At 48.6% G+C, this 26,583-nt stretch carries 26 protein-coding genes; 13 read left to right on the forward strand and 13 right to left on the reverse strand.

The genetic code is table 11. The features are described from left to right. Positions 1-8: 8 nt before the first annotated feature. Both CVV44_22340 and CVV44_22345 read left to right on the forward strand, forming a co-directional pair. Complete coding sequence (locus tag CVV44_22340) at positions 9-776, forward strand: 2-hydroxyglutaryl-CoA dehydratase (protein PKL35542.1); 768 nt, start codon at positions 9-11, stop codon at positions 774-776. A gap of 60 nt (positions 777-836) precedes the next feature. Further along, positions 837-1,850, forward strand: a complete 1,014-nt coding sequence (locus CVV44_22345) for a hypothetical protein (GenBank protein ID PKL35543.1) — start codon at positions 837-839, stop codon at positions 1,848-1,850. 6 nt (positions 1,851-1,856) lie between these two features. On the opposite strand, the gene CVV44_22350 is transcribed toward CVV44_22345, so the two are convergent. Beyond that, a complete protein-coding gene (locus tag CVV44_22350) occupies positions 1,857-2,549 on the reverse strand; it encodes a TetR/AcrR family transcriptional regulator (protein ID PKL35544.1) in 693 nt (230 codons plus the stop codon). 276 nt (positions 2,550-2,825) lie between these two features. On the opposite strand from CVV44_22350, the gene CVV44_22355 reads away from it, so the two are divergent. Both CVV44_22355 and CVV44_22360 read left to right on the forward strand, forming a co-directional pair. Then, entirely contained in the window at positions 2,826-3,881 is a 1,056-nt protein-coding gene (locus tag CVV44_22355; GenBank protein ID PKL35545.1) for a malate dehydrogenase, read from the forward strand. A 65-nt stretch (positions 3,882-3,946) separates the two neighbouring features. Further along, entirely contained in the window at positions 3,947-5,182 is a 1,236-nt protein-coding gene (locus CVV44_22360; GenBank protein ID PKL35546.1) for a hypothetical protein, read from the forward strand. A gap of 98 nt (positions 5,183-5,280) precedes the next feature. Here the strand turns inward: CVV44_22360 and CVV44_22365 are convergent, their stop codons facing one another. After that, entirely contained in the window at positions 5,281-5,565 is a 285-nt protein-coding gene (locus tag CVV44_22365) for a hypothetical protein (GenBank protein ID PKL35547.1), read from the reverse strand. Positions 5,566-5,815: 250 nt separating this feature from the next. On the opposite strand from CVV44_22365, the gene CVV44_22370 reads away from it, so the two are divergent. The 3 genes from CVV44_22370 (at position 5,816) to CVV44_22380 (ending at position 8,284) form a co-directional block, all read left to right on the forward strand. Continuing rightward, positions 5,816-6,139 carry an RNA-binding protein gene (locus tag CVV44_22370; protein PKL35548.1) on the forward strand — a complete coding sequence of 108 codons (324 nt, stop codon included), beginning with the start codon at positions 5,816-5,818 and terminating at the stop codon, positions 6,137-6,139. Positions 6,140-6,304: 165 nt separating this feature from the next. Next, positions 6,305-7,663: a citrate synthase gene (locus CVV44_22375; GenBank protein ID PKL35549.1), complete on the forward strand. Its 1,359-nt coding sequence runs from the start codon at positions 6,305-6,307 to the stop codon at positions 7,661-7,663. A 96-nt stretch (positions 7,664-7,759) separates the two neighbouring features. After that, positions 7,760-8,284 carry a peptidylprolyl isomerase gene (locus tag CVV44_22380; protein PKL35550.1) on the forward strand — a complete coding sequence of 175 codons (525 nt, stop codon included), beginning with the start codon at positions 7,760-7,762 and terminating at the stop codon, positions 8,282-8,284. Between the two features lie 63 nt (positions 8,285-8,347). On the opposite strand, the gene CVV44_22385 is transcribed toward CVV44_22380, so the two are convergent. The 3 genes from CVV44_22385 to CVV44_22395 form a co-directional block, all read right to left on the reverse strand. Beyond that, positions 8,348-8,746, reverse strand: a complete 399-nt coding sequence (locus CVV44_22385; GenBank protein PKL35551.1) for a hypothetical protein — start codon at positions 8,744-8,746, stop codon at positions 8,348-8,350. Positions 8,747-8,783: 37 nt separating this feature from the next. Further along, complete coding sequence (locus tag CVV44_22390; GenBank protein ID PKL35552.1) at positions 8,784-9,722, reverse strand: alpha/beta hydrolase; 939 nt, start codon at positions 9,720-9,722, stop codon at positions 8,784-8,786. A gap of 114 nt (positions 9,723-9,836) precedes the next feature. Further along, positions 9,837-10,037 (reverse strand): hypothetical protein, encoded by a 201-nt coding sequence (locus tag CVV44_22395; protein ID PKL35553.1) that lies wholly within the window; start codon positions 10,035-10,037, stop codon positions 9,837-9,839. Between the two features lie 114 nt (positions 10,038-10,151). On the opposite strand from CVV44_22395, the gene CVV44_22400 reads away from it, so the two are divergent. Beyond that, a complete protein-coding gene (locus CVV44_22400) occupies positions 10,152-10,949 on the forward strand; it encodes a hypothetical protein (protein ID PKL35554.1) in 798 nt (265 codons plus the stop codon). 12 nt (positions 10,950-10,961) lie between these two features. After that, entirely contained in the window at positions 10,962-12,104 is a 1,143-nt protein-coding gene (locus CVV44_22405) for a hypothetical protein (GenBank protein PKL35555.1), read from the forward strand. An 8-nt stretch (positions 12,105-12,112) separates the two neighbouring features. On the opposite strand, the gene CVV44_22410 is transcribed toward CVV44_22405, so the two are convergent. Both CVV44_22410 and CVV44_22415 read right to left on the reverse strand, forming a co-directional pair. Next, positions 12,113-13,096 carry a radical SAM protein gene (locus tag CVV44_22410; GenBank protein PKL35556.1) on the reverse strand — a complete coding sequence of 328 codons (984 nt, stop codon included), beginning with the start codon at positions 13,094-13,096 and terminating at the stop codon, positions 12,113-12,115. A gap of 36 nt (positions 13,097-13,132) precedes the next feature. After that, positions 13,133-13,963, reverse strand: coding sequence for a hypothetical protein (locus CVV44_22415; GenBank protein ID PKL35557.1), 831 nt, complete (start codon positions 13,961-13,963; stop codon positions 13,133-13,135). Between the two features lie 177 nt (positions 13,964-14,140). Here CVV44_22415 and CVV44_22420 point away from each other — a divergent pair, with 177 nt between their 5' ends. Next, entirely contained in the window at positions 14,141-16,186 is a 2,046-nt protein-coding gene (locus CVV44_22420; protein PKL35558.1) for a hypothetical protein, read from the forward strand. Positions 16,187-16,231: 45 nt separating this feature from the next. Here CVV44_22420 and CVV44_22425 read toward each other — a convergent pair whose 3' ends face one another. The 3 genes from CVV44_22425 to CVV44_22435 all read right to left on the reverse strand — a co-directional run bounded on the left by CVV44_22425 (position 16,232) and on the right by CVV44_22435 (position 17,918). Next, entirely contained in the window at positions 16,232-16,495 is a 264-nt protein-coding gene (locus CVV44_22425; GenBank protein PKL35559.1) for a hypothetical protein, read from the reverse strand. A 64-nt stretch (positions 16,496-16,559) separates the two neighbouring features. Continuing rightward, a complete protein-coding gene (locus tag CVV44_22430) occupies positions 16,560-17,186 on the reverse strand; it encodes a threonine transporter RhtB (protein PKL35560.1) in 627 nt (208 codons plus the stop codon). 114 nt (positions 17,187-17,300) lie between these two features. Next, on the reverse strand, positions 17,301-17,918 hold the full coding sequence (locus CVV44_22435) for a TetR/AcrR family transcriptional regulator (GenBank protein ID PKL35561.1): 618 nt from the start codon (positions 17,916-17,918) through the stop codon (positions 17,301-17,303). Positions 17,919-18,098: 180 nt separating this feature from the next. Here CVV44_22435 and CVV44_22440 point away from each other — a divergent pair, with 180 nt between their 5' ends. Next, positions 18,099-20,234 (forward strand): hypothetical protein, encoded by a 2,136-nt coding sequence (locus CVV44_22440; protein PKL35562.1) that lies wholly within the window; start codon positions 18,099-18,101, stop codon positions 20,232-20,234. A gap of 67 nt (positions 20,235-20,301) precedes the next feature. Here CVV44_22440 and CVV44_22445 read toward each other — a convergent pair whose 3' ends face one another. Beyond that, positions 20,302-21,336: a hypothetical protein gene (locus CVV44_22445; GenBank protein PKL35563.1), complete on the reverse strand. Its 1,035-nt coding sequence runs from the start codon at positions 21,334-21,336 to the stop codon at positions 20,302-20,304. Positions 21,337-21,588: 252 nt separating this feature from the next. Between CVV44_22445 and CVV44_22450 the strand changes: the two genes are divergently transcribed. Next, entirely contained in the window at positions 21,589-22,338 is a 750-nt protein-coding gene (locus tag CVV44_22450; GenBank protein ID PKL35564.1) for a hypothetical protein, read from the forward strand. 239 nt (positions 22,339-22,577) lie between these two features. Then, positions 22,578-22,826 carry a hypothetical protein gene (locus CVV44_22455; GenBank protein ID PKL35565.1) on the forward strand — a complete coding sequence of 83 codons (249 nt, stop codon included), beginning with the start codon at positions 22,578-22,580 and terminating at the stop codon, positions 22,824-22,826. Between the two features lie 75 nt (positions 22,827-22,901). Here the strand turns inward: CVV44_22455 and CVV44_22460 are convergent, their stop codons facing one another. Continuing rightward, positions 22,902-24,059: a hypothetical protein gene (locus CVV44_22460; protein PKL35566.1), complete on the reverse strand. Its 1,158-nt coding sequence runs from the start codon at positions 24,057-24,059 to the stop codon at positions 22,902-22,904. A gap of 127 nt (positions 24,060-24,186) precedes the next feature. Next, entirely contained in the window at positions 24,187-26,475 is a 2,289-nt protein-coding gene (locus tag CVV44_22465) for a hypothetical protein (GenBank protein ID PKL35567.1), read from the reverse strand. Positions 26,476-26,583 lie beyond the last annotated feature (108 nt).

Raw genomic sequence — 26,583 nt, forward strand, 5'->3', positions numbered from 1 at the left:
AACGAAGAATGATTACAGTTGGTATCGATATCGGTTCAATAACGACCAAGGTTGCCATGATGAAAGACGGGAAGCTCATGGGAACCGATGTGACGTTTACAGGCTATAACGCCGAAAAAGCCTGGCGGACTATACTGGACGATATACTGGCAAAAAATAATCTGGCCATGTCCGACGTGAATTGCATAGTGTCGACGGGCTACGGGAGAAACATGGTCTCCATAGCCACCAAGGCCATTACGGAGATAACCTGTCATGCGGCAGGGGCCCATTATCTGAATCCCCATATACGCTCAATTATTGATATAGGCGGTCAGGACAGCAAATCCATCGTCATCGACGAAAAGGGAAAGGTGGTGGATTTCGCCATGAACGACAAGTGCGCTGCCGGCACCGGCAGGTTCCTTGAGGTCATGGCCAGGGCGCTGGAGGTGGATCTGGACGGTTTCGGAGATATTTCTCTGCGCGGAAAAAATCCCGCCAGGATAAGCAGTCTCTGCACCGTATTCGCCGAATCGGAAGTGATTTCTCTCATATCTAAAGGAGAGTCGCGGGAAAATATTATTGCAGGTATTCATGAGTCCATAGCCTCTCGCGTGGCTTCAATGGCGAAACGGGTAGGCATCAGGACACCGGTCATGATGACCGGCGGAGTGGCAAAGAATATCGGCGTTGTCAAGGCCCTGGAAAACAAACTCGGGATCGATATTGAGGTATCGGTCAATGCGCAGGTCAATGGTGCCATAGGCGCCTCTGTGCTTGCCGCCGAATTATAACGTATAAATGTAATTGAAATAGATCGGAATATACGGTACACTTTGAGCAATTATTGAAAGTTGGGCATAAAGACTGTGGAACATCTATTAAATCAGATACTTATCCTGACGGAGCAGACCAGCGCGCGGGCATTGAAGGAAACCTTCATCAGTCTCATGAGCGATTATCTCCAGTCAGAACATGTGTGTTTGTATGAGATTCATACAATCCGCGATGATGATGGCAATGGGGTGCGCATGAATGCTGTAATCGCCGTCGATTCCCTGGATCATTCCAGGGAGCCCCTGTACCTGGACAATGAAAAGGCCCTGCGGGAATGCTATGAGCGGAAAATGATGGTTCTGGATAAGGGCGACGTCAACGGCCTGAGGCATATAGTGTTTCCAATTAAAGAGCAGGATATAATTACTCACCTTGTCAGTATGAGTTGCCGCGATTCCGATGCGAGCAGGAATCTCTATGAATATTTTATCCGTATATTCAATAATCAGCTCTATCTCATAAACAGCAAAGACCAGGATCATCTCACCGGTTTCCTCAACCGGCAGGCCTATAACAGGATGATCAATCCGCTGCTTTTCCAGTCTTTAAGGAATGAGATATATCTTGAGAAGCGAAAACTTTACACATTCCTGGCCCTCATGGATATTGATTACTTCAAGAGGATAAATGACCGGTATGGGCATATCATCGGTGATGAGGTCCTGATTATTTTTTCACAGATTGTCAAGGGGGTTTTCCGGCACGATGACATTCTTTTCCGATATGGAGGAGAGGAGTTCGTGATCATTTTGAAGGATGTAAATCATGAATACGCTCTCAACGTATTCGAACGGTGCAGGAAGAAGATTGAAGAGCATGTTTTCCCCCAGATCGGCCATATAAGCGTGAGTATCGGTTATACCAACATATCGGGAAACAGGGACCCGCTGGTTGTCATTGACAGGGCAGACCAGGCGCTGTATTACGCCAAGGATCAGGGGCGCAATAAAACCTGTTTTTATGAAGAGCTGGTGGAAAATAAAAAAATCATACCCGTGGATGACCGATATAATTCTGTTGAATTCTGGTAGGTGCTGTCAGGTCTCCCGGAGTATTCGCACAAGGATGCCCGTCAGGGTTTTTATGTGTGAAACCGCCTCCTCGCTGCTTCTGTCCACATTGCTTGAGAGAAACGTGAAAACAAATCCATTGAGAGCGGCAAAGAGGAGATGGGACTTCAGCCGTCGGGATTCCTGTGTTTCTTCTGTTCCAAACAGGGAGTCGGTTTTTTTAAAAAATTCACTGGTAATGGATTTCAGTTTTTTCTGGGATTCCTTCGATTTGAATTTTTCATCGATTATACAATGGTGCATCATTCTGAAATATTCGTAATGCTTGTGGACTTTCTCGATATAATCAACAGCCGCTTTCTCCAGTGTGACATTATCCTGGGCTACTTCACTCTTGAAGATGTCCAGGGCATGTGAAAAGCCCCGAAGGGCCACCTCGACGTATAACGCCTCTTTGTCGGGAAAATAACGGTAAATTGAACCGGGAGATATGCCGACCCGCTGGGCGAGGTCCCGGACATTAACCTCCTCAAATGATTTTTCAGCAAAAATACGTTCAGCCTCATCCAGTATGATTCTTTTCCTGGCCTCGCGCTCCTGTTCCTTGAGTTTTGTGAATTCATTAGTGCTGTCGATCATGTTTGTCATGCCCCGCGAATATTGAATACATGTCCAGAATGTTGGATGATTGTCCAACGAGTTGATATTTTTGTAAAGCATTTTTAGAAAGAAAAGTGAATAATGCTGTTGATAAATTCAGCAATTTAATCACGGGAATTATGGAAATTTTTGATTTTTCTGGAAAAATTTCTTTATAATGCTTATTATAAATTTTATTGACAAAAAACAAGATTGTGGCAAGAGTGGCTCGTCAGTTTCAAAGAAATGTTCAGTACCCCCCCCTCTGAACAGACTTGAACAGTTCCCCTGCAGTTGCTGCTGAAGGGGAACTGAACAAGATCTTTTTCCAAATAAGTTTATTTTTCTCCGGTTAAAATCACGGTTGACAACAGCATTTCTCGTAATATATTCTCGAATCATTCAGTACCCTTGTGCCACTGCCGCATACTTGCGCGGCGTTCAGCTGAACCGGGTAACTGTAAAACCCCCTGTAGAGAGGTGTTGGTGGGATCAGGAAAAATATTTATTGTCGGAGCCGGTCATGTGGGAGCCACAGCGGCGGCAGTCATGGCAGAGAGAAAGCTGGGTGATATTCACCTCTATGATATCACCCGGGACAGGGCCGTCGGCAATGCCATGGACATCAATCAATCGTCACCTTTTTACGGCACCGATTCGCTGGTAAGGGGATCAAACGACATTGAGGATATGCACGATTCCGATGTCGTGGTTGTGGCTGCGGGCGTACCTCGTCACAACGGAATGACACGGCTTGACCTGTTGAAGAAAAATATTGACGTTATCGACGGTGTTGGACGCAATATTCAGAAGTTCTGTCCTCATGCCCAGGTTTTCATCGTCACCAATCCCGTCGATGTTCTCACCTGGTATGCCGGAACCCGGTGGCCCGACCTGCATATATTCGGGCTGGGATGCACGCTTGACACGATTCGTTTTCAGTTTTTTCTCGCCGAAGCGCTGAAGGTTTCGGTCGATTCCGTATCGTCAATTGTTATAGGGACTCATGACGAGCACATGATTCCTCTCATTGAATATGCCACGGTATGCGGTTTGCCCGTTCAAACGCTCCTCGATGAAAGTGCGGCGGCTGAAATAATGCGCAATACCATTGAAGCCGGTTCTGATATTGTTCGTAAATTGAAGGAGAGAAGCGGATTTTACGCGGCTGCTGCTGCTATAACCCAGGTCGTTGAATCAATCGTTCTTAACAAAAGACACATCATGCCGCTGAGTATCCGATGCAACGGGGAATATGGGCACCGTGACATATGCCTGGCCCTTCCGGTCATCGTGGGAAGGGAAAAGAACAAGGAAATTGTGGAGGTTCATCTTTCTCCCGAGATCCGCATGAAGCTGGATAACTGTGCCCAGAGCATGGCAGCGGTTTTGCAGAATATCAGGATTGCATGACGTATGGTCGTTGACTATGCGGGAATAGGAAGCAGTAAAGGCAATAAAAGGAAATTCGTCACGTTATGACAGATCAGGGCAGCAACGAACTCATTAAAATACTTCAGACAATCCCCATCCTCCAGGGGTTTCAGACCGGCGATCTGGGGAAGATCATACCTCTGCTTGAATCCATCACCTATCCGGCAGAGAGCGTTATCATCAGGGAGGGCTCCAAAGGTGATTCCATGTATGTCATCGTCCGGGGTAATGTCAAGGTCTTCCGCAGAAAGGGCGGCGACACGGAAATAATTCTTAGCCATCTATCGGACGGAGCCTACTTCGGTGAACTGGCTCTCATCGACGAACTTCCCCGGTCAGCCGATATCGTCACCCTTGAGGAAACGGAAGTCCTTCGCCTGACCCGGATCGACCTGGACAGACTCCTGTCGGACAACAGGGACATAGCACTCATATTTTATCGTAACTGCCTCACCGAGACCTTTTCCCGGTTCAGACATAACCTGTCCAGTTTTACCTTTGCCCAGTTTGACCTGAATCAGAAATCGGCTATCCTGGAAGTGCTGAATGAGGATCTGTCTCATGCACGCAAGGTACAGAATTATTTTATCGATACCCAGCTTCTGGACAGTGAGAAGGATATCCTTCCCGGCATACGGCAGTCCTATGTATACCGCCCCTGCATCGATGTGGGCGGCGATTTTCTGAATATAACAAGACTCAATGACCGGCAAGCCGGCGTGATAATCGCTGATATTGAAGGGCATGGAATCACGGCGTCCCTGGGTACTGGTGTACTGAAAAGCGCTCTTTCCATGATAATGAATGATATGGGCGGCCGGCCCGTTGATGTTCTCAGGTTTCTCAACACGCACTTTAACCAGGTTATACCAAACCTCTATGCCACCTGTTATTATTCCGTAATTGATACGGAAAACAGCAGGGTTTTTCTGTCAAAGGCGGGGCATCATCATCCCCTATACTGGAAAAACCGCAACAGGGATTTTATCACCATTGAATGTTCCGGCATCGGGCTGGGAATTATGAAGGATGCGCATTTCGGAGAGGTGACCCTTGATGTTGAGAAAGGGGACCGGCTCCTATTTTATACCGACGGCATTATTGAACAGTTTAATGAAAAACAGGAGATGTATGGCCGCACCAGGCTCCTGGAAAAACTGCATGAGTTGATACTTGCGAATGAAATGAACATCCCGGAATTGATTCTTGACGACCTGAAAACATTTGCCGGGAAGGATGAATTCGATGATGATGTTACCATGCTTCTATTGGAGTTTTGACAGGCGTACGGTGATTATTTCTCAGGACGATAAATATGGCGGGACAGAGGGCGGATATGTCATATTCACCCCCTGTTTTAGCTGAATAAATATATCTATTATTCTTCCTCGTTTGATTCAGGTACTTCCTCGCTTCCTTCTTCAGAGGGTACTTCTTCGATGGTCTCATCGGGATTGTACTGGTTGTCGCTTTCCGGCTGATCAGTGTTTTCCGGAGTATATTCCTTGTCGTAGTCTTCACTGCTTTGTACTATCAATGAAGCATCCCCTGATCTCCAGGTTTTTGCCGCAGCCTGCACGGAGTAATTATTTAAAAACAGCAGTGCAACCACGGCCAGTGTAAAAATTAATGCTGGTTTATTGCCTGTTCCTCTCAATATCATACATAAAACCTCCCATGGTGATTTACCAAATGTCGATTATATGTACTCAAAAGTTACGGGATCGTCAATTAAAAAAATGCCCGATCTATGGGATAAAACAAATATTATGTGTTGTTGATAATTGCCGTTTAAATAAAAATTCAAAAATATTTTGGTTGCCATTTGGCGGGCATGACTGTTTTTATTGTTCACAACATTGAGGATAGAGTCGAAAAGAAAGAAGCATTATTAATTTATTGAGAGGAATTATATGGATATTTTTGTCGGAAACCTGGCCCCCGAAGTAACGGAAGAGGATCTCCAGGATCTTTTTGAGCTCTATGGTGAAGTGGGAACGGTGCGTATTGAATATGATGCATCGGGAGAATCCAGGGGTGTCGGCCTGGTTACCATGGCCGATAGGAATGAAGCCCTTGAGGCTATTGATGCGCTGAACAAGACTCCCCTTCAGGGCCAGAGGATAAAGGTCCGCCGTTCTTCACCGGGATTTGAGAGGGGAGTGGGTGTCTCAGAGAAGGGTCGGGGGGAACATGATGATCCATCGCCGGAGAACGATGAACCCCACGATATATAAAGGAAAAAATGCTTTCAAAAAATTCAGATATACTATTTATTGTTAACGGGGCAATGTTTTTGTTTAAATAATGAGGAAACCTCGCGTACCTTATATTAAGAAGTATCCATGAGATGAGCGGCATCATGAGAATGGCGAATCAAACGGGCGAAAAGAGGGAAAAACATGTCGGAAGAAAAGATCCTGCAGAAAATAGAAAAACTTCTCCTGATTCATGACAGCATTCCTCCCGAGGTTGTTAAGGCGAAGAATATTAAGCTGGGTCTGCGGAATATGGATGGCACCGGCGTTAATGTGGGCATTACGACCAAAGGCTACGTCGTTGGATATGAGATGATTGCGGATAAAAAGGATGCAGGGAAGTCAGTAAAAAAACCCCTGGAAGGCAAACTCTATTATTGCGGTTATGATGTGGAGAAGATTATCCGGGAACTGGAGATTGAGAAGAGATTTGGTTTTGAGGAAGTTATATTTCTATTGCTTACCGGGCTATTGCCCTCGGAGGAATACCTTAATCTTTTTTCCCAGGAACTGGCCAAACGCCGCAGGCTCACCAAGGCTGAAAGGAGCATTATTATGCAGGAGGTTGAGGACCACAATCATATGTCCGTCCTCCATAGCGCTATTTCTCATCTGAGCCGTTGTGATCCCAATCCCGACTCGACGGAATTCGGCGATGTTACCAACCAGTGTATCAATCTCATAGCGAAATTCCCCACCATTATTGCCAATTCGTATAACGTGGTAAAGTTTCGTGACGGCGGAGACCTCCATATAGTTCGTCCCAGCGAGGACCTGACAACGGCGGAAAATATTCTCTATATGATACATGGGGACCTGCCCGATACCTTTGACGCTCTTATGCTTGATAAAATTCTCATCCTCCACGCGGAACATGGCGGTGGCAACAATTCAACCTTTACCGTAAGGACCGTTTCTTCCAGTGGTGCCAATACCTACATGGCGCTCGCTACGGGCATAGCGTCTCTCAGTGGATATTTTCATACCGGATCCGATGAGTCGGTGATTGATATGATGAAGGATCTCAAAAAAAATGTTAAGAACAAGGACAGCGAAAAGCAACTGAGAACCTATGTCAATGCCCTTGTCCGGGAACATGTGGTGAACGGCGAGGGAAAGATCCCCGGGTTTGATCATGCAGTGTACACCCTTTCGGACCCGCGGTCCGTCATTCTCAGGGAACTGGCCGGGGAATATGCTCAACAGAAGGAAATGACAGGGGAATACCAGCTATTTTTTATGGTGGAAAAGATTCTAACGGAAGTCCTTTCCGAAGAACTGGGGCGACCCGTCTGTTCCAATATCGATTTTTATTCAGGTCTGTTGTACCAGATGATGGGCATACCCAGAGAACTATATACACCCCTTTTTGCCATGGCAAGGCTTGCCGGCTGGTCGGCGCACCGCCTTGAACAGCTGCGTGAGGGGAAGATAATCCGGCCCGCCTATATGCCGCCGAAGGAAGGGGATAAATCCTATATTCCCCTGGACAAGCGGGTTTGATTAGATTTTTTTTCAGAGGTCTTAAGAAAAACTGCCGATGCAATGAAAAAGTCCAGGGAGGATTTTTTCAGGCAACTATTTAAGGAGGAGTATCGAATGAGTGACTTAATCGCAAAGATCGAAACAAACAGGGGAACCATATCAATCAAACTGTTTTCAGAAAAGGTGCCGGTAACAACGGCAAATTTTGTCAATCTGGCCAAGCGCGGGTTTTATGATAATCTCAGCTTTCATCGCGTTATAGCCGATTTCATGATCCAGGGAGGATGCCCCCTGGGAAACGGACGCGGTGGTCCCGGGTACCGTTTTGAGGATGAATTTATATCGGACCTCAGGCATGACAGGCCGGGCATGCTGTCCATGGCCAATGCCGGCCCCGGAACGAACGGCAGCCAGTTTTTCATCACCCATGTGCCGACGCCATGGCTCGACGGGAAGCACACCGTATTCGGCACCGTGGTAAGTGAAGATGATCAGAAGATCGTAAACAGCATCAGTCAGGGGGATTCGATTAAAAGTATCTCAGTGGAAGGCGATGTATCGGCCCTCCTGGAGGGAGCAAAGGATCGCCTTGAAGAGTGGAATAAAACCCTGGACGCGAGTTTCAAGGGGCTGCGGTAGAATGATCTGTGGGGATAGCGTTGTAGACGCATTGTATGGACAGATCGTGATCTGTCCATACGACTATGGAACAGGAATCACCCCTTTCATATCAACACCAAGCCACTGACACGCTTCTTCCATTGAATAGAATATTTCGACCTTCCAGGGGACGCCATCGGCTTCGGCATAGGCCGTATACACGCGGGCCAGTCCATAAGCAGATGGTGTTGTAACGAGAATGGCCGTCCTGGCTTTTTCATCCCTGCTGCTCGATTTTGGACTGGAATTGTAATGAAGCTGCCGCGCATACGCAGTTTTAAACTCACCGCTTACCTTCCGCAGGTCATAGAGCTCGAGTTTTGTCGCTCCCGACCGGTTGTATTCATCGATACTATTTAACCAATCATCCAGTTCCACGAGATCTTCCAGAGTGAAAATTGTCAGATCGAGGTCTTTATATTTTTTATATGCGAAACTCATACTGGTAAAGTATCTTCCCTGTAACCTGTCAGAGTAATTATACGCCCCTTAAAAATTTACCGGCATCACCAGCTGTTTTCTCGGGGATCTCCTCCATGGGGACGTGGCCGATTCCTTCATACATGATGAGTCGTGAGTTTTTCAGATCATTACGGAACCGGCGGGCGTACTCAGGCGCGATCCATTTGTCTGCGGAGCCCCACATGATGAGGACCGGCACTGATATGATTTTTATCTTGGCGGTTTCATAGGGATTAACGTGCGTCATTTTCGCCCGGGCTATGAAGGCGTCCCTGTTTCCTTCACGCAGGGCCATGTCGTGATAGCGGTCTATGAGTTCATCGGTGACTTTGCTGTCATCGCCGTACACCTCGAGGAGGCTTTTTTTTACAAAATATCTCGGTGTCAGATAACGGGTCAACGCGCCGATTACGGGTGCTCGTGTGATCCTGAAAACCAGGGGAGGGCTTGTATGCCGGAAATATCCCGCCGAATCGATGAGGATAAGTCGTGATATCATGTCCGGGTATGCAGCGGTAAAGCTCCAGGCGATACCTCCGCCCAGTGAGTTGCCCGCTATATGGCATTTCCTGATACCCAGTCTGTCCAGGAATTCCTTCAGGAAGGCCACGTAGGATGAGGGGGAATAGTCATTGGTCCTGTTGGGACCGGTGATGCCATAAGCGGGAATATCCATTCGGATAATGCGGAAATCTTTTTTAAGTTTCCGTGTCCAACCATCCCAGGTGTGCAGAGATGAACTGGTGCCGTGTATCAGGACAAGCGGGAACCCTTTACCTTCATCGGCATAGTGGACCTGCATGCCCTGAAGTTCCATGTAGCGCGATTCCGGTATGGCGTATTTCTCTTTTATTTTTTCTACGGGAATATCACCGTGTATGTTTACCGCAATGGGGGCCAGGACCAATGCTGCCGCGAAGATGATAAGACTGATTTTGCCTGATTTACCGATCATTATTATTCCCCCGAAGTTATGTGACTATACTATGGACGGGAAAAACAATTTTGTCAAGGTGAATTTCACGGGCCGGAGCGGGAAGATAAAGGGGCCCTGCTTGAGAGTCAACGGTCAGAAGAGAGGGAGAAGCACCTTCGAAAAAAACATGGTAACCAGTGCTGCCGAGATGCCCGCCAGGAATACCACTTCAGGGTCGAAGAGTTTTACCTCGCTATTCCTTCGTTTCAACAGCCCGAGAAATAAACGTGCGCTTACGTAAAAGGTGATTATAAAAATGGCGGTTTTCAGCAGTCTTTTCAGGAGCAGTTCCATGGGGTTATTTTCCTGTTTTTAATCATATTCATTGACAATATGATCGATTCGGCTATTGTGGCAATACTTTTTTATGCATGCATTCCAGTTATGAATAACGCAGGGATAGAAACAATGAATCAGGATCAGGTAATAGAAAAACTGCTGAAGCTCGATAACTCCGTTGAGGATTTCGTTCTTACTTTTTCAGGTAAGGAGAGCAAGAAGGTGGATGGGCTCTATAAGCCCGATAACCGGGAAATCATCATACATAATAAAAATCACGAAAGCGATAATGCCCTCATGTATACGGCCATTCATGAGTTCGCTCATCATATTCATTTCACTACCTCTGTCGCGCCCATATCTTCGCGCTGTCACAACAGTCATTTCTGGAACATTTTTCATAAACTGCTGGGCAAGGCCGAGGAGATGGGTGTCTATACCAATATTTTTGAGACCGAGGATGAATTTAAAAACCTTACCGAGAGAATCCGGGGACAGTATCTCCATGAAAACGCTCGTCTCATGAAGGAGTTCGGGGAGATACTCATGCAGGCGTATGAGCTCTGCCTGAAGTATCATGCCAGTTTCGAGGATTACGTGGACAGGGTTCTGGGACTGCACCGGTCTTCGGCCAAGGCCATCATGAAATTTCATACCAAGGATATCAGTGACGAAGTGGGTTATGAGAACATGAAGATACTCGCCGGCATCAGGGACGATGATGTGCGACAACTTGCCCAGGAGGCCTTTCTCGAGGGTCAGAGCCCTGATATGGTCAAGGCACAGTACGCCTCGCGCGCCGTGCCCGATGACAAGCTGGAATACCTGGTAAAGGAACGGGACCGCCTGGAAAAATCCCTGGAGACAATTACAGTAAAGCTGGTGAAAGTTGAGCGTGAGATACAGACCATAAAGGAAAAAATATAAAGGGGTTCAGTTATGAGTAAGGTTGCCGTAATCCGCTGCGATTCTTATGACCCGGATGCCGTTGGTGCTGCAGTCCGCAGGGGAGTAGATCTCCTGGGAGGCATGGACTCCTTTGTCTCCCGGGATGAAAAGATACTCCTGAAACCCAATCTCCTGGCGGCCGATCCGCCTGATAAATGCACAACGACCCATCCTGCCGTTTTCACCGCCGTGGCCGGGCTGGTCCTTGAGACGGGGGCCCGCGTTTCTTTCGGCGACTCCCCGGCTGTGGGCAGCACGGCAGGCGCGGCTCGGAAATCGGGTTTGCTGGAGGCGGCACGTGAGCTTGATATTCCCATGGCGGATTTCAAGGAAGGTGTTGAAGCCGATTATCCTGAAGGCCGTCAGAACAAGCGTTTTGTCATAGCCAGGGCCGTGATGGAGAGTGATGGACTGGTCAGTCTTCCCAAGCTGAAGACCCATGGATTCGAAAAATATACCGGCGCGGTGAAAAACCAGTTCGGTTGTATCCCCGGAGTTCTGAAGGGTGAGTTTCACGTGAAGCTTCCCGACGCAGGCGACTTTGCCCGGATGCTCCTGGACCTCAATGCCTTTGTAAAACCGCGTCTTTATATCATGGATGGGATAATGGCCATGGAAGGCAACGGTCCGCGCGGGGGAAAGGTAAAACCCATGCACGTGCTCCTTTTTTCGGTCGACGCCGTGGCCCTGGACGCCACGGCTTGCCGGATAATCGGTGTAAATCCACGGTACGTGCCCACGGTGCAGATCGGCCATGATCTGGGATACGGCACGGCAGGTGAGGATGCTGTGGAGATTCTCGGCGACGATATTACTTCATTTGTCGACAATACCTTTGACATAGACCGAGATCCCCTTAAGCCCTTCCGGGCCGCCGGGATCATGAAATTTTTCCGGAACAGGATTGTCCCGAAACCGGTCATTGATGAAAGCCGGTGCGTCCGATGCGGAATCTGTATTGATATGTGCCCGGCGCAGCCCAAGGCGGTCAACTGGGACCGGGGAGACAAATCATGTGCACCTGTGTATTCCTACGCATCGTGTATCCGCTGCTATTGCTGCCAGGAACTGTGCCCTGAGAGTGCCATCACCCTCAAAAAACCCATGGTGAGAAAACTTTTTTCCCGCTCTTAATAAAGGTGTCAGGTAAATAAATAAAACTCCTCCGGCGCCAGGTCCGCTGACTGGACATTCATGGCCAGGACAAGATACTTGCGTATATCGAGACACAAATGGCATTTCGAGATATAGTGGTTTTTTGAAATAAATTCGTGCTCCCTCCGGGCGTATTCCAACAGGGCGCCGATGCCCTGTTCATGGAGGATAGTGATGAAGGGGTACTTCCCGCTATCGAGCGGTTTGCCCAGATCGGATCTGGCGATGGCCATGCCGCTGCAGAGTCCCGGCAGGTAATTGCCGAAGCAGTCAAAATGAAAATGAGTTACATCGGCCAGTTCGTCGCAGGGTTGTGAGGATGCGATAATTTCTTCAGTGTCGATCCCCGGCAGGCTCTCCTGAAAAAGGGTAATTGCCCTGCCGCCCATGTGCATCCATACGCGCGAGGGTACCTGCCGGAGATAATCAGGGCCGAAGGCCTGCAGGTATTCATCGAGGGAATGGGGCTTCGTATCATCAAAGGAGTTGATGTCGTCATAAAAGTTTTGGACCCAGGGGAACGTGTATACGCCGGCTTCCTCGCAGGCTTCCAGCACGCCCTTGACTTTGGAAAAGGGGATGTATTCGTTGTGAAAGGGGCTCATGGAAATGAGGAGTGTAGAGAGTCCGAATTTTTTCAGAGACGAAAGGATTTCCACGGTCCCGGCCCTGTCGTGGTACCATGACGAGTTGGTTTCCACATATTCGATGCGGATATTTTCTTCGTAAGCCGTTTTTAGTACCTGTTTCAATGATTCAATATTGAGGAAGGGCTCTCCACCGCCTATATGGATGGAGTAGCAGCCAAGCTCAATTATTTTTCTAAAGGCCTCCCGCGCTTCCGGCATTTTAATATACTTTTTTTCCCACCGGGGTGAACACGCATAGAGGCAGTGACGGCACTGGGAAGAGCAATAATAGTTGGTTATAAGACCGCCCGATTCCAGGCGGTTGATGGTGAGTGATTTCATATCGAATGCCCCGTTCTTTTCATATACACTGTAATATTAATTTACGGCAGGAGTTTGAAGTTTCTCAATGAAGAGCCGGAATATCCCATGCATCGATGGATTATCATCAATCATTTTTTCGGGATGAAACTGAACGCCCATGACAAACTGCTTTCCCGTGTTTTCAATGGCTTCAACTGAACCATCCACAGAACGGGCCGAGACACGGAATCCCGGAGCGGTATTTTTTACAGCCTGGTGATGATAGGTGTTTACAGATATCACTTTTTCTCCAAACAGGTCATTAAGCAATGTGCCCTTCTCAATGACAATATCATGATAACATGCCGTAGCATGTTTATAGAAGACAAGATTAACCTGATTCCTGTGCGGCACGGGATTGTCGCTCCTGAGCATGGAGGGGATATCCTGATATAGTGTTCCCCCGTAAAAAACATTGATCATCTGTTCTCCGCGACATATGCCCAATACAGGAATATTCATTTTTCGTGCATACGCCAGAACCCGGAATTCCAGGGAATCCAGCGCCGTGTCCACTGCTTCAAGTCTGGTGTCATGCTTCTCGCCGTACCGGGACGGATCAATATCGTAGCCGCCTGGAATGAGGATTCCATTGCAGAGTGATAATTTCCGGCCTGCATCTTCATCGGTGTCGTTAACTGAGATCATTATGATGCCGGCGCCATATTTTTGTAGAGCTGTTTTATATTGCTCGTTGATGTCAATTCCCAGGCGGAGTAGTTTACACTGAATGTTCCCGTAGGTGATGCCAATTCGGGGCCCGTTTCCGGTGATGGCCTGTTCACGACAGCCCGTCAGAATAATGAGCAGAATAAGGAAGCCGAGGGTTATTTTTTTTATCATCATACGCCCCTATTACAAAAAAGAACATTTATAAGGTTGAGCTAATGTTAGAATTGATGCTACCCTACAACAGGCAGTATCATAATTTCAATGCTTTTTTCTTCTAAGATAGTGACCAGTTGTTGACATGAAGCTTTGAGTATATGATAATTGCGGATCAATATATATAGCCGGGCGGTTATGGGAAAAACCAGAGAATTGTTTAATAAGATACTATTTTCATCCGTCATTCCCCGGAATGAACAGGATGTGGAAGAGACGGGTCGGCGCCGCCTTTTTGTGATTTTTTTGCTCCTCCTTATCGTACCTCTTCTGATATTCGGTAGTATCTGGACCATGAAAGGCAGTTATTCGTTCGGTCTTAGTGATATAACACTCTGCTTTATGCTTATATTTTTTATACTATTACTCCGGAGAATGAGGAAGGGACTGATATTTTACCGCATTACGACACTGCTCCTTGTTTGCATTCTCACCTACTGGTTGTATACCGGTGCCGTCGAAGGAACGGCAAGCCTATGGGTGATAGCGTTTCCTTCTTATGCTTTTTTTCTTATGGGACGGCGCGAGGGGCTTTACTGGACCGTGCTGGTTTTTGCAATGTGCTTACTATTGTTCATTGATCCCTGGCATTTCACCGATGCATATCGCTATCCGACGCCCTTCGTCATCCGTCACCTGGGAACGCTTCTGCTGGTTCTGCTCTTCACCTATAATTATGAATCGGTGAAAGAGCTTTTCCGTGACGGCATGAGGTCCGAACAGGCCGATCTGGTCATGGAAAGAAACAGGCTGGTGGAGGCGAAGGCAAAAGTAGATTCTGTGAACGCACTTCTGAGCAATGAAGTGGAGATACGGGAGAAGGTGGAGGACGAGCTGCGCCGGCACAGGGATAATCTTGAGGCCATGGTTGAGGAGAGGACAAATGCCATTCTCTATAAAAATGAACAACTGGGGAAGGCCCTTGAAGAGCTGGCAAGCGTTAACAGGGAACTTTCGACATCGAGGGAAAGGCTGGCAGCCAGCGAGTCCCGGTATCGTCTTCTTGCCGATAATGTGACGGACCTTATATGGGCAACGGACATGAACTTGAAATTTCAATATGTAAGCCCGTCCGTTTATCATATGTACGGCTATACCGTTGAAGAGGCCATGAACCTGATGCCGGAGAAACTCAATACCAGGGAGTCCTTTGAGAGAATCGCCAGGGCATACCAAGTCCAGGTAGAGCTGGAAAATTCCGGTACAGCCGATCCCGACCGGTATGTCACGCTGGATGTTGACCAGATCCGGAAGGACGGTTCGATTCTGCCCGTGGAAATGAAGGTATCCTTTCTTCGCAATGAAGAGAAAGCAGCCGTGGGTATTATCGGCGTCACCCGTGACATCAGCGAGAGGAAAAAAACACAGGAGATTCTCATTCAGACGGAGAAAATGATGACCGTGGGCGGACTGGCCGCGGGCATGGCCCATGAGATCAACAATCCCCTGAGCATAATACTGAGCAGCGCGCAGAATATGGAAAACCGCCTGTCCGCGGGAAGGGCGGCAAATGCGGCGATAGCGGAAAAGTATGGTCTGTCTCTGGAAATGGTACGCGTGTTCCTGGACGAAAGGGGCATCTTCAGGTATATCGGCGGTATACAGGAGGCCGGTAAAAGGGCCTCGGAGATAGTGAAAAACATGCTCAGCTTCAGCAGGAGAAGTGAATCATCACCCAGACCGCATGTACTGAAGGACCTGGTTGAACGAAGCATTGACCTGGCCTCGAAAGATTACGATCTGAAGAAAAAATATGATTTCAGGAGAATCAGAATCGTAAGAAATTATGAAGAACCATCCCCGAAGATTGACTGTGTCGGAACCGAAATAGAACAGGTTATCATCAATCTTCTGAAAAACGCGGCATATGCAATCTCGGAAATCATTGATCCGCATTTCAGGCCCGAGATCGGCATCACTCTTTTAGGCAGAGACGGGTTTGCCGTTCTCGATATCGCCGATAATGGTCCGGGAATCGACAGGGACAGGATCCGCCGTATATTTGAACCTTTTTATACAACTAAAGAGCCGGGTTCAGGCACAGGCCTGGGACTTTCCGTGTCCTATTTTATCATCACCAACAATCATCACGGCACCATCTCCGTTGAGTCAGAGCCGGGCAAGGGAGCCAGGTTCTGTATAAGGCTACCCTTAAGTCAGACAAGGCCTGTTCCGGTGAAATGACGTCACCTGCCTGAGGCAGCACAATCCGTTTACCGGCCCCGTCCTTTATTCATCATCACTTAGTTTTTCAGTGACGTCCTTTGCAGTCCCTGCCGCATCAATGGTTTTTCCCAGTATATCGGAACCGGCAGATTTGATTGTTTCCGAATCGGCGTTTTTGACGGTCTTTTCTATCATTTCCGCAGCTTCGTCACCGTGTTTTACCGTATCATCGCCGAATTTTGAAAGCAGGCCGATGATCCGTCTGCATCCGGTGAAGGAAAAGGAAAGGGCAAGAACCAGGGCCGAAATCAAAATTCTGTTTCTCATGGGAATTCTCCTTTTATTTATAATTTTATATAGCCGTGACCGTTGTATGGGGTATCGGTTGTCTTTATTGTCGTGTTGTGGCCAGTGTTACCGCCAGGGCCGCCAGAACCGTTCCGGCAAAAAGGTTCAGTATTTTTTCAAACCGCGCCGATTGTGACAGCCATTTGCCAATGGCGCCTGCGAGAAAACTGATGAGCCCGAAGACCAGCATGGTTACGGCAATGAAGATAAGTCCCAGGAGGAATAACTGGAGCGTCATGGAGCCGTTCCCGGGATTTGCGAACTGGGGGAGGAAGGCCATGAAAAAGATCGATACCTTGGGATTGGTAATGTTCATGATTATTCCTCTCCGGTAAAGGTGCAGCGACGGGCTTTCGCCGGTGTTTTTTAAATCAGAACTCTTTGAGGCGTGACGGAATGTGAGTATCGAGAGATAGAGCAGGTATGCGGCACCGGCGTACTTCAGTATGTTGAAGGCGATGAGGGATGTACGGAATATGACGGAGACTCCCAGGGCCACAATGACGGTATGCACGATAAGGCCGGTGCACAGCCCCAGGGTTATTTTAATCCCCGTCGATCTGCCATAGGCGATGGACTGGGAGAGCACAAAAATATTGTCGGGGCCCGGCGCGAAGGCCAGCAGCAGGGAGGCCGAAATGAACATGAGCAGGGCATTGTATTCGATCATGACTGTTACCTGTAAGGGATGATTATCCACGGGAATACATATATCCGGGATGTGTTCCAGTATATGAATATTCGCGGCATTTGCGTCAAGTATATATCGGGGAATATGGTCTGACTATCGCTTTCTGCAGGCGTCGAAAATCAGGGTGGTCATTTCCCGGATTACGGCGTTTACGTTGAATTTTGTGTTAAAGATGACAGGATTAAGGCATGCCCGGTCAATGCTGCCAAAGAGCAGATGTCTCATGGCCAGTGGGGAGATATCTTCCCGTAATTCCCCCTCTTTAACTCCTTCCTGAATGATGGAAAGAATCAGTTCCCCGTATTTTTTGAAAAGATGGTAAGGCGCGCTTTCATAGTAATCATAAGAATTCCTTACTTCCAGGAGGACCACCCTGGCCAGAACCCGGTCGGTGTCGCAGGAGCGAACATAATATTTTATGAAATGGTTGAGCTTGTTGATGGACCCGCTGATTTTATTTAATTCATCCGTACTGTTCTTAAGCGATATTTCAAGATATTCCTGGAGCAGGCTGTGAAGCACGTCTCGTTTGTCCTTAAAATACTTGTATATAAGCGGCTCCGTGACGCCGGCAGTACCGGCGATGTCAGCTATCTTGATGGAACTGAAATCCTTTGATTCCAGCAGGACCCGCAGGGCGTCAATGATTTTTTTTCTGCCCGGGGGAGGTAGTTTTTTTAATGATGAATCCTTCATGAAGCAGATATGCATAAGTATGGTCTGGCCTGTAAAGTAATTAATAACAGGTTAGTGAAATTAATTAAATTATTGCTTGACTAGGTTAGTAAAATTAACTAACTTGATTATCGTAATATTTAAATACGGCTGCACCAGGGTGTTTGTGTGCGTCCCTGCTTTTGGCCGGCATAAAATTGTCACCAGGATGTTACTATGAAATCATTTTTTGATCCCCAATCCATGGTCATTTTCGGTCTTACCTCGAAAAACATCAATATCCCCGCATACATTCTGAAAAATACCCTTCGCTGGGGATATCAGGGCGCCATATTCGGTGTCACACCTGGACATGCCGGTGAAGAGGTGGAGGGGATACGCGTCCATAACTGTCTGGAAGACCTTCCCGTGGTGCCGGAACTGGCGGTCATGCTGATCCCGGCGCGTTTTATTCCGTCGGCCATGGAGGATTGCGGAAGGCTGGGGGTTAAAAGGATAGCCATCCTTGCCGGCGGATTCAACGAATCGGGGGAAAACGGCGAAGACCTGGCCCGCAGTATCACCGGGGTCGCTGCGAAGTATGGTATACGCTTCATGGGGCCCAATGGACTGGCCGTGGCGGACGCTCACAGCGGAATTTGCCTTCCTTTTGTTCCGCATAGGAAAATGGGCGAGGGAGGTTTTTCGTTTATTACACAGAGCGGCGGGCTGTGCCTGGTGCTCTGGAATATAATGAACGACGAAAATGTGGGAATGGCCAAGTTCGCCAGTATCGGAAACAAACTCAATATCGACGAGGCTGATATTCTGGAATATCTCGGCACGGACCCGCGGACTACGGTGATCGGATTGTACCTGGAAAGTATCGGCAACGGCCGGCGCCTGGTGGAGGCGGCAAAAAAAATAAATAAACCCATCATAGCGCTCAAGGCCAATGTCTCGGCCGCCGGATCGCGGGCCGCAATGAGCCACACTGCGTCCATGAGTAACGACGACGATATCGTCAATGCCGCTTTCGAACAGGCCGGTATTATACGGATAAATCATGTTCACGAGTTTATCAGCATGGCGAAAATTTTCAGCCTGCCTCCCATGCGGGGCAACAGGCTTATGGTTATGACTCCGGGGGGAGGCGCTGCGGTGATAAAGGCCGATCTGTGCGAACAGTATGGCTTCGAATTCGCTGATCCGGGAAGGGAGTTCTATGAAGGGCTGAATCAGTATACCAATGCCGGTGTCATTCGGTTTTCCAATCCCCTGGATATGGGTGATATTTACAATGTCAGGGCTTACCCGGAAATTTTTCGTAACGCTCTCAGTAATGAAAATGTCGACGGCGCCATATATGGTCACGCCCTCCCGCTTTTCCCCGATGATGACAGCAGTATTTTCAGACAGATGTTCTACACCGATATCACCGCTGAGACCGCCGATGTAATAAATTCCACAGGTAAGCCCCTGGGAATAAGTATGTCTTCACCGCAGACATCTCATGTGAAAATATGCAGAAAATTTGATTATCCCCTTTTCAGCAGGACAGAGGAAATGATTAAGGCGCTTCGCGTTCAGGCCGATTTCCATGCCAGGATGGCAAGGGGAGAAGAAAAACCTGCAGCATCACGGACTGATATGGACGAGAAAGCCCTTAATACATGGCTGCATGACCATGAGGGGGACTTGGGAGAGGAGATCCTCGAACTACTGGGCCTTGCGGGGATTCCGGTCATGGATTCATGTGTTGTCCGGCACGAAGAAGAGGCGGCACGGGCAGCATCTGAGACGGGATATCCTCTGGTTATGAAGATAGTTTCGCCCGATGTGCTGCACAAGAGTGACGCGGGCGGTGTCGTAATCGATATCCGCGATGAAGATGCGGCCCGGAAGGCCTTTGGCGATATCAGGGAAAACGTTGTGTCCATGTGCCCCGATGCCCGCATTGAAGGAATGCGGCTTATGAGGATGGCGGAGCCCGGACATGACATGTTTGTAGGAGCGCTTCGTGACGAGTCTTTCGGCCCGGTCGTGGTTTTTGGTTACGGAGGAATATATACCGAAGTCTTCAGGGATATTGACAGGGTGCTCTGTCCTTCTTCGCGGAAGGAGATCGAGGGTAAACTGATGAAGCTGAAATGCACGTCGATTCTCAGGGGCGCGCGGGGGCGGGGGAGAAGCGATATCGAGGCTTATATCGATATCATTCAGAGAGTTTCACATCTCATGTTTCTGTGCGACGGCCTGTGCGAACTGGACCTCAATCCTGTAAGGGTTTTTAATTCTGAATCGGGAGCCCTTGTGCTTGATGCCAGGGGAAGAATTAAAGGTGCAAAAATGACGGAGAGTATTTCACGGTGAGGATAAAAATAAATCCCTCCGCCCGCAGGCGGGGGAGGGATCGGAGAATGGTGAGATTTGTAAGAGATTATTCTTCCGCTGCAGTACCGTCTGTCATGTTTATGATGAATGTTTTTTCCTTATCAATCACCAGTACAGGATAGCAGGTTCCGTTGAAGGTTATCATCGCGTCGAGGGAGAAGGTCTTTTCCACTTCCTTGTCGTCGGTCGTGGCTGTTTTTTCCACATTAATGACAAGGTGAATCGTTCCGCTCAAGGGATAGGGATACGTCTCCCTGTCCGTAGACCATATTACATCGCCGTATGCTTTTGACAATGTCATGTGGTATGAATGGATAAATTTGTCCAGGGGGTGCGTCCTGGTTGCCGTCTTGTCGGCAGTACCGGTCCCGTTGATAGTGATGGTTTCGTTTTCACCGACAAGGCCTGTAATGTCGAACTGGTGTGTACGGGTTACGCTTTTAACAAGCACGGGCGTGATCAGTTCCGACGTGAATGAATCGCTCCAAACGACTTTTTCCGTGGTCAGGGCGTCATAGGTATCTTGTTCTTCACCGTCGATGTCATAATACGCTACGGTAAAAGTGATATCGGCGGAACCGTTCCTATTGTATCCGTTCATCACACGGTGATGGGCTACATAGGGCTCCAGCAGGCAGAGAGAATCACAATTCTGATCACAGGTACAGTCACAATCCTGATCACAGTTCTGATCGCAGGTACAGCTGCAGTCCTGATCGCCCGTCTGATCACAGGTACAGTCGCAATCCTGATCACAGTTCTGATCGCAGGTGCAGTCGCAATCCTGATCGCAGGTGTGGTCACATGTTCCGTCACATGTACCGTTCCTGACAGGTCCAACGGCATCAACCGCTTCCTCCATGACGGCCAGATCGTCGTAGCTGGCTGTGGAATAAGAAGCGGCAATTACGGAAGCCGTATCTTCAACAACGGCGGTGTAGTCATTGGATGAATCCTGTGACACTTCACAGCCGGAATAAATAAAAGGCACAAAAAACAGTGTTAGAATAAGCAGTGATTTTTTCATGTTTAAACCTCCCTTTTCGCCCATGGCGGTATATGATTTTGTATTGATGCGCATGTTAACAGAGAACATCCCTTGGAAATTTGAAGAGCAGGTATTCGTCGTATGACAACGACTCTTTAAAAGTACTACAAACAAGGTAGATAATCCGGACATCTTTGCAGAAAAAATATTGTATTAATCAGCTCCAATCCCCGGGAAATATTAATTGACATTTCCGTTGATGCAGTGCCTCATTCCATCCAATAGCGTAAGAATTCACGGTTTTCCATGGATTCTTCAGATAATTCAGATATTTGCGAGGAACCGATGAAAGCCCTGAAAATGTATATCCTCTTTAGTATTATTGTTTTGCTGGTAACCGGGAATCCCGGTTATTCCGACGGCGGCTGCGAGGGAGAAAACGTCCCGCTGTCGGCATCTGAAAAAAATTATGCGGCGGCTGTATTGAATAAAATCAAGGCAGTGCTGCCGAAAATGACGGGCTACTATCCAACCTTCCAGGAAAGTCCCGCGGAAGATTACTTCATGGATTGTGATAAAAAAAAGTATGTAAAAGATTCCGAGGTATATGCCACCTACGCCACGCAGGTAACTGCTGAGAACATGGGAGGTATAGAGGAATGCTCAAAACTAATGGAGAACGCGGGTCCCGGTGATGCCGATCAGCTGAAAGCGGCCCTTGCCTTCCAGGAGTGCATGAAGGGCAGCGGTGTGGGGACCGGGTCGATCAAGGTGGTGATCAACCAGGGCGGAGTATTCGGCGGTTCAGGAGACCAGGGGAGCATTAACCTCTCCCTTTTTAAAAGTATAACCATTGCCGGGGCCGATAACGCTTTTCAGGATGCCAATGGTGTCATATACATCTGCCTGGGGAACTGGACCGTGAAACAGCCTCCCGAGTGGGACCACCGTGCCCTGGTGGCGCAGATACCGGTCAACAGGATAAATGCCGTGGTAAATATGATCATTATCGTGGAAGCCAGCAACGACAAAATACGGAAGGATATTTTGGGCCAGATCAATATCAGATCCCTGAAGGCCCTGATAACAAAATAAAGCTGTTTTCAGCAGGAATGATTGTGTGAGAAAGGGTATCCCCGTGGGGATACCCTTTTTATTTTTTGTGGATTTAAACATGAATCGATATAATTTTCTTGAAATGGGACCGGTTTCCATGGTATATTCACAAGGGTTTATATTTTATTGCCTTTTTGATCCTGTCTTTATTTTACTACAATATAACAGATGTTATAAAAAGCGGATTTATCCGCAATTCGACTATTCAGGAGGGATGTATGAAAAAGATTATTGCTGTTTCCCTGGGGTGCATGATAGGGATTTCCATGCTCATGCTGGGCATGGCCGTTTCCAAGGATTATACCGGCTGTTATATCTGCAGCGGCAAATCGGGCACCTACGTTAAGTATAAAGGCGACGATACCTTTGATAAAAGAAAAAAGGCCAAGGCCCTGGGATGCGAGGTGGGAGGCACTTCATCGTCATGCGACGCTGCGAATTATACAATACTGGGAACCGTGGATTGATGCCGGACGCCTGGTAGGGCACGGTTTCAAACCGTTCCCTACCAGGTGCCGACCATTCACTACAGGGGCATTGAATCACATCTGAATCAGGAGCGTGCTCAGGTTGAAGTTATATTTTCTGAGAGAGGGGTTGTAAACCCTGGAATAGGATCTGAAGTTCACTTTTGACCAGTTTTCCCTTTGGAGCTTTTTCAGGTACGTATCAGCATTGTATTTCGTGATGGGAAACATTTTCGATTTAATGAGGACATTGTCCTCGGCAAAATCATGTCCCATGAAATAATCATGGATGAGCACGGCTGCCCAGGCCCCGTCAATGAAATGGCCGCCGATCGATACATAGAGGTTTCCGTCTTTGACCGCCTCAAGTCCCTCCTGGCTCCAGTCAATGCCGCCGGTGATGATGTCCGAGCCGATTTTGCAGCCCAGCTCCCAGGCTCCTTCCACAACGCCGAGAGCCACGGCGTCTCCCGCGGCCCATATCACTGAAGCCTGGGGATACCGGCTCTTTTTGAAGAGGCAGAATTTTTCGCGCGCCACGATGCCGCTCCAGTTCGTGGAAAATACCTGTTCGAGAATTATATCATTGCGCTCCCGCACGGCCCGTTTCAATCCTTCGACACGTTCGATCGACGCATTGTCGGCGATATTGCCTGAGAGGGCAACCATGTGGATTTTTCCGTCAGGTGCTCTCCGGGCCTTTCCGCTTAGTATCATGGCAAGTCGGTATCCGGCCTCGACGTCGTCGGGAACCAGTTCTCCAATCCAGTATTTGTATTTTTCGCGCGGCTTCCCCATATCCTCATCTTCCTGGAACCCGGCATTGACTACGAAGGCCGGGATTCGCGCCTCCTCGGCCATTCTCATTATAAAGGGGCCCTGCTTTTTGAAGTTCTGAAAAACCAGGACGCTGGTGTTTCCCGCCTCTATCGTTTTTCTCACCTGTTCCACCATTTTCAGGTGATTGCCGTAAGCGTAATGAATGTTCATGGTCATGTCCAGATCGTTCACTGCTTCCTGCATGAAACCGGTGAACTTGCTCCAGAACATATCTTCGGGACCGCGCGGCGAAAAGAAAGCAAGGGTGATTTTCCGCTGTGTTCCTTCGAGAGGCGGAAGCACCGCCGTGACAAGAATCAACACTATGCCCAGGCATATCTTCCTGATATGCCGCCTTGTCCCTCGATCTGCAATCCCGCCCTGCAGGGAATGTGAGAATATGCATGCCTTCATTGCCGGCCTCCGTGATACGATGTGACTGTAGAAAGTAAAACGGGGGCTCCCTTTTATGGGGAGCACCCGTTTCTATTAGTATCCATGATGTATTTTACGGCAAGAATAAAATCTGCCGATCCCGGGATTATTTCGCTCCCGGGGTCAGGAAATAGATCTTCCTTATATTCTCATAGCCCGCCGGGGGAGTTCCCGTTGTGGCGGTATCATCGGGGTTATACCGGGCGTAATACGATACCACTGCCGCGATCTCGGCGTCGGTGGTGAAGAAGGAAACCGCTTCCGCTTCGGCCCGGGTCGGCATGTCCATGAGATGGATGATGCAGTACTGGCCCACGACGTTTTCATCCACATCGGCCGTGGCTGCATTATCTGTAGGAAGGCCGGGAAAATCCGCGGTGTTCAGGACGCCCACAACCTGCATCCGGGAATAGCCGTAAAAATCGAAGTTCATGACATTGCTGACATTAAAATATGACGGAAGCAGGCCGCCGATGAGCGACAGAAGGCTGTTCAGTGAATCATAGGCCTTCTGGTAACACTCGTCATAGCCATACCATTCCACGGTGAAAAAGTCGCCGTTGGAGAAGCTTCCACTGTCGACGATTTTTCCCGTGGCCGGTATAACGCCGCCCGTGCCGTACATTTCACCTTCAAGAAAATCAGTGAAGTCGTCGCAGATATTCACCTGTCCGTCAACATACCCCTTGCCCATCATGTAGTCGTACTCACGGAAGGTCTGCTGATTCATGGCGTAATTGCCGCTGCAGCCGGGAGCGTCTGTCGACGTGCACGCGGGATAATCATATCCGGTTGTGGCACATGCCGTGCAGTCGAAGGTCTGTTCTGAAACCGTAAGGTACACGGTATAAACCCTGGTCGCGACAATAGTACCGCTTATAATAGATGCCCTTCGTCGGAGAACGATCTCAATGGTGTTCAGGCCCGCAGTGAGATTGTTGATCGTTACCGTGCCGGAATAATCCATTTCCGTGCCATTTACCACCACATCGCAGTTGCTGTTATAAACAAGGCTGTCCTGCTTGTCCGGTGAGAGCGTGACAGTTGTGGTGCCGGCTGGAACAGTGGCCGTATATGCGTAAACCCCGCCTGAAAATTCCGGTGAAAGGGGAACCGACCAGGTTTTGCCGTTCGCTGTCCTCTCAATCTCCAGGTCGGTCAGCGATATCTGACTGAGAGTAAAGGGGCCGCCGGTATCTTCATCACTGTAGTCATGAGCGCGATACACAACGACCGTATATACCGCTGTCTGACCATTGTATGAAGCAGTGATGACAGCCGTATTATTCCCTTCCACGAGAGCGAGAGTGCCGTCGCCCGTGATTGTTGCACCGGCAGGAGTGACCGTGGCGGCAATGTCCGCGGAGCTTACGGTGCTGGCCACAGAGGCGGTATAGAATGTTGTTGTCTCGACAAAAGAAGGAGAAATCTCGGGATTCCCATCGGCCGTGACGGTGATACCGCTGACGCCGAGTTTCACGTCTTTTGTTATAGTAATGGTGTAGGTATAGCTTTCACTGTCATGGGAAACCGTAACAGTTACTGTATTGTCTCCGGTCAGAAGGCCCGTATTGCCCGTAACCGTCACGGTCGCTTCGGCGTAATTGCGTGTCACCTCGACAGTCACGGAAGAAACATCGGGACCCACACCGGCCGTATATGCCGTTGTTCCCTGGCTGAAGGCCGGAGTAAGAGCAACGGCAGCGCCGTCGGCCGAAAGGGTAAGGGCCGTGATCTCCAGGGGCGGTACGTCCCGGGTAACGGTGATGATATAGGTCAATGACTCGTCACCCGATTCGATGGTTACTGTTACGGTATTGGCGCCAACCACAAGATCCATATTGCCCGTAACCGTTACGGTTGCCGTAGCAGGATCGGTTACAGCAACAACATCTACCGAAGTTGCGTCATTGGGTACTTCCGCTGCATACAGAAACTCATTGGGGTCGAAGACAGGGTCAAGGGTTACAGGGGAGCCATCGGCTGAGAGGGTCAGGGAGTCAATGGATAGCTGTGCTGACGCGCTCTGTTCCCTGGTGATGCTGATGGTATAGGACAGGGTGTCCGTCCCGGACGTGATGGTAACCTGAACTATGTTGGCACCGACATGCAAGCCCGTATTGCCGCTTACGGTGACCGTTGCATCGGACGGGTCCGTAACCGTAATTACGTCCACATCGGTGATATCGTTGGTTACCATGGCCGTATAAGCCGCTGTATCCTGAGCAAAGACGGGAGAAAGGGGTATATCCTCCGTTCCCGATGACAGGGTGAGGGAAGATATCTGCAGTGTTGATGCATCATTATTACTGCCGCCGCCTCCGCCGCACATCATAAGGCCCGGTGACAGAAGAAGAGTTATAAGTAAAGGAATCATCCTTTTCATTGATACCATAAGTGAGAACCTCCTGTTTGGAATTAAAAACAATTATGTTTGACAGAAACCGTCCAGAAGGTATCATTAATCAAAAGGGATTTCTCATGATTCCGTGATATATCAAAA

The sequence above is a fragment of the Spirochaetae bacterium HGW-Spirochaetae-1 genome (assembly GCA_002839375.1).
Taxonomy (GTDB): domain Bacteria; phylum Spirochaetota; class UBA4802; order UBA4802; family UBA5550; genus PGXY01.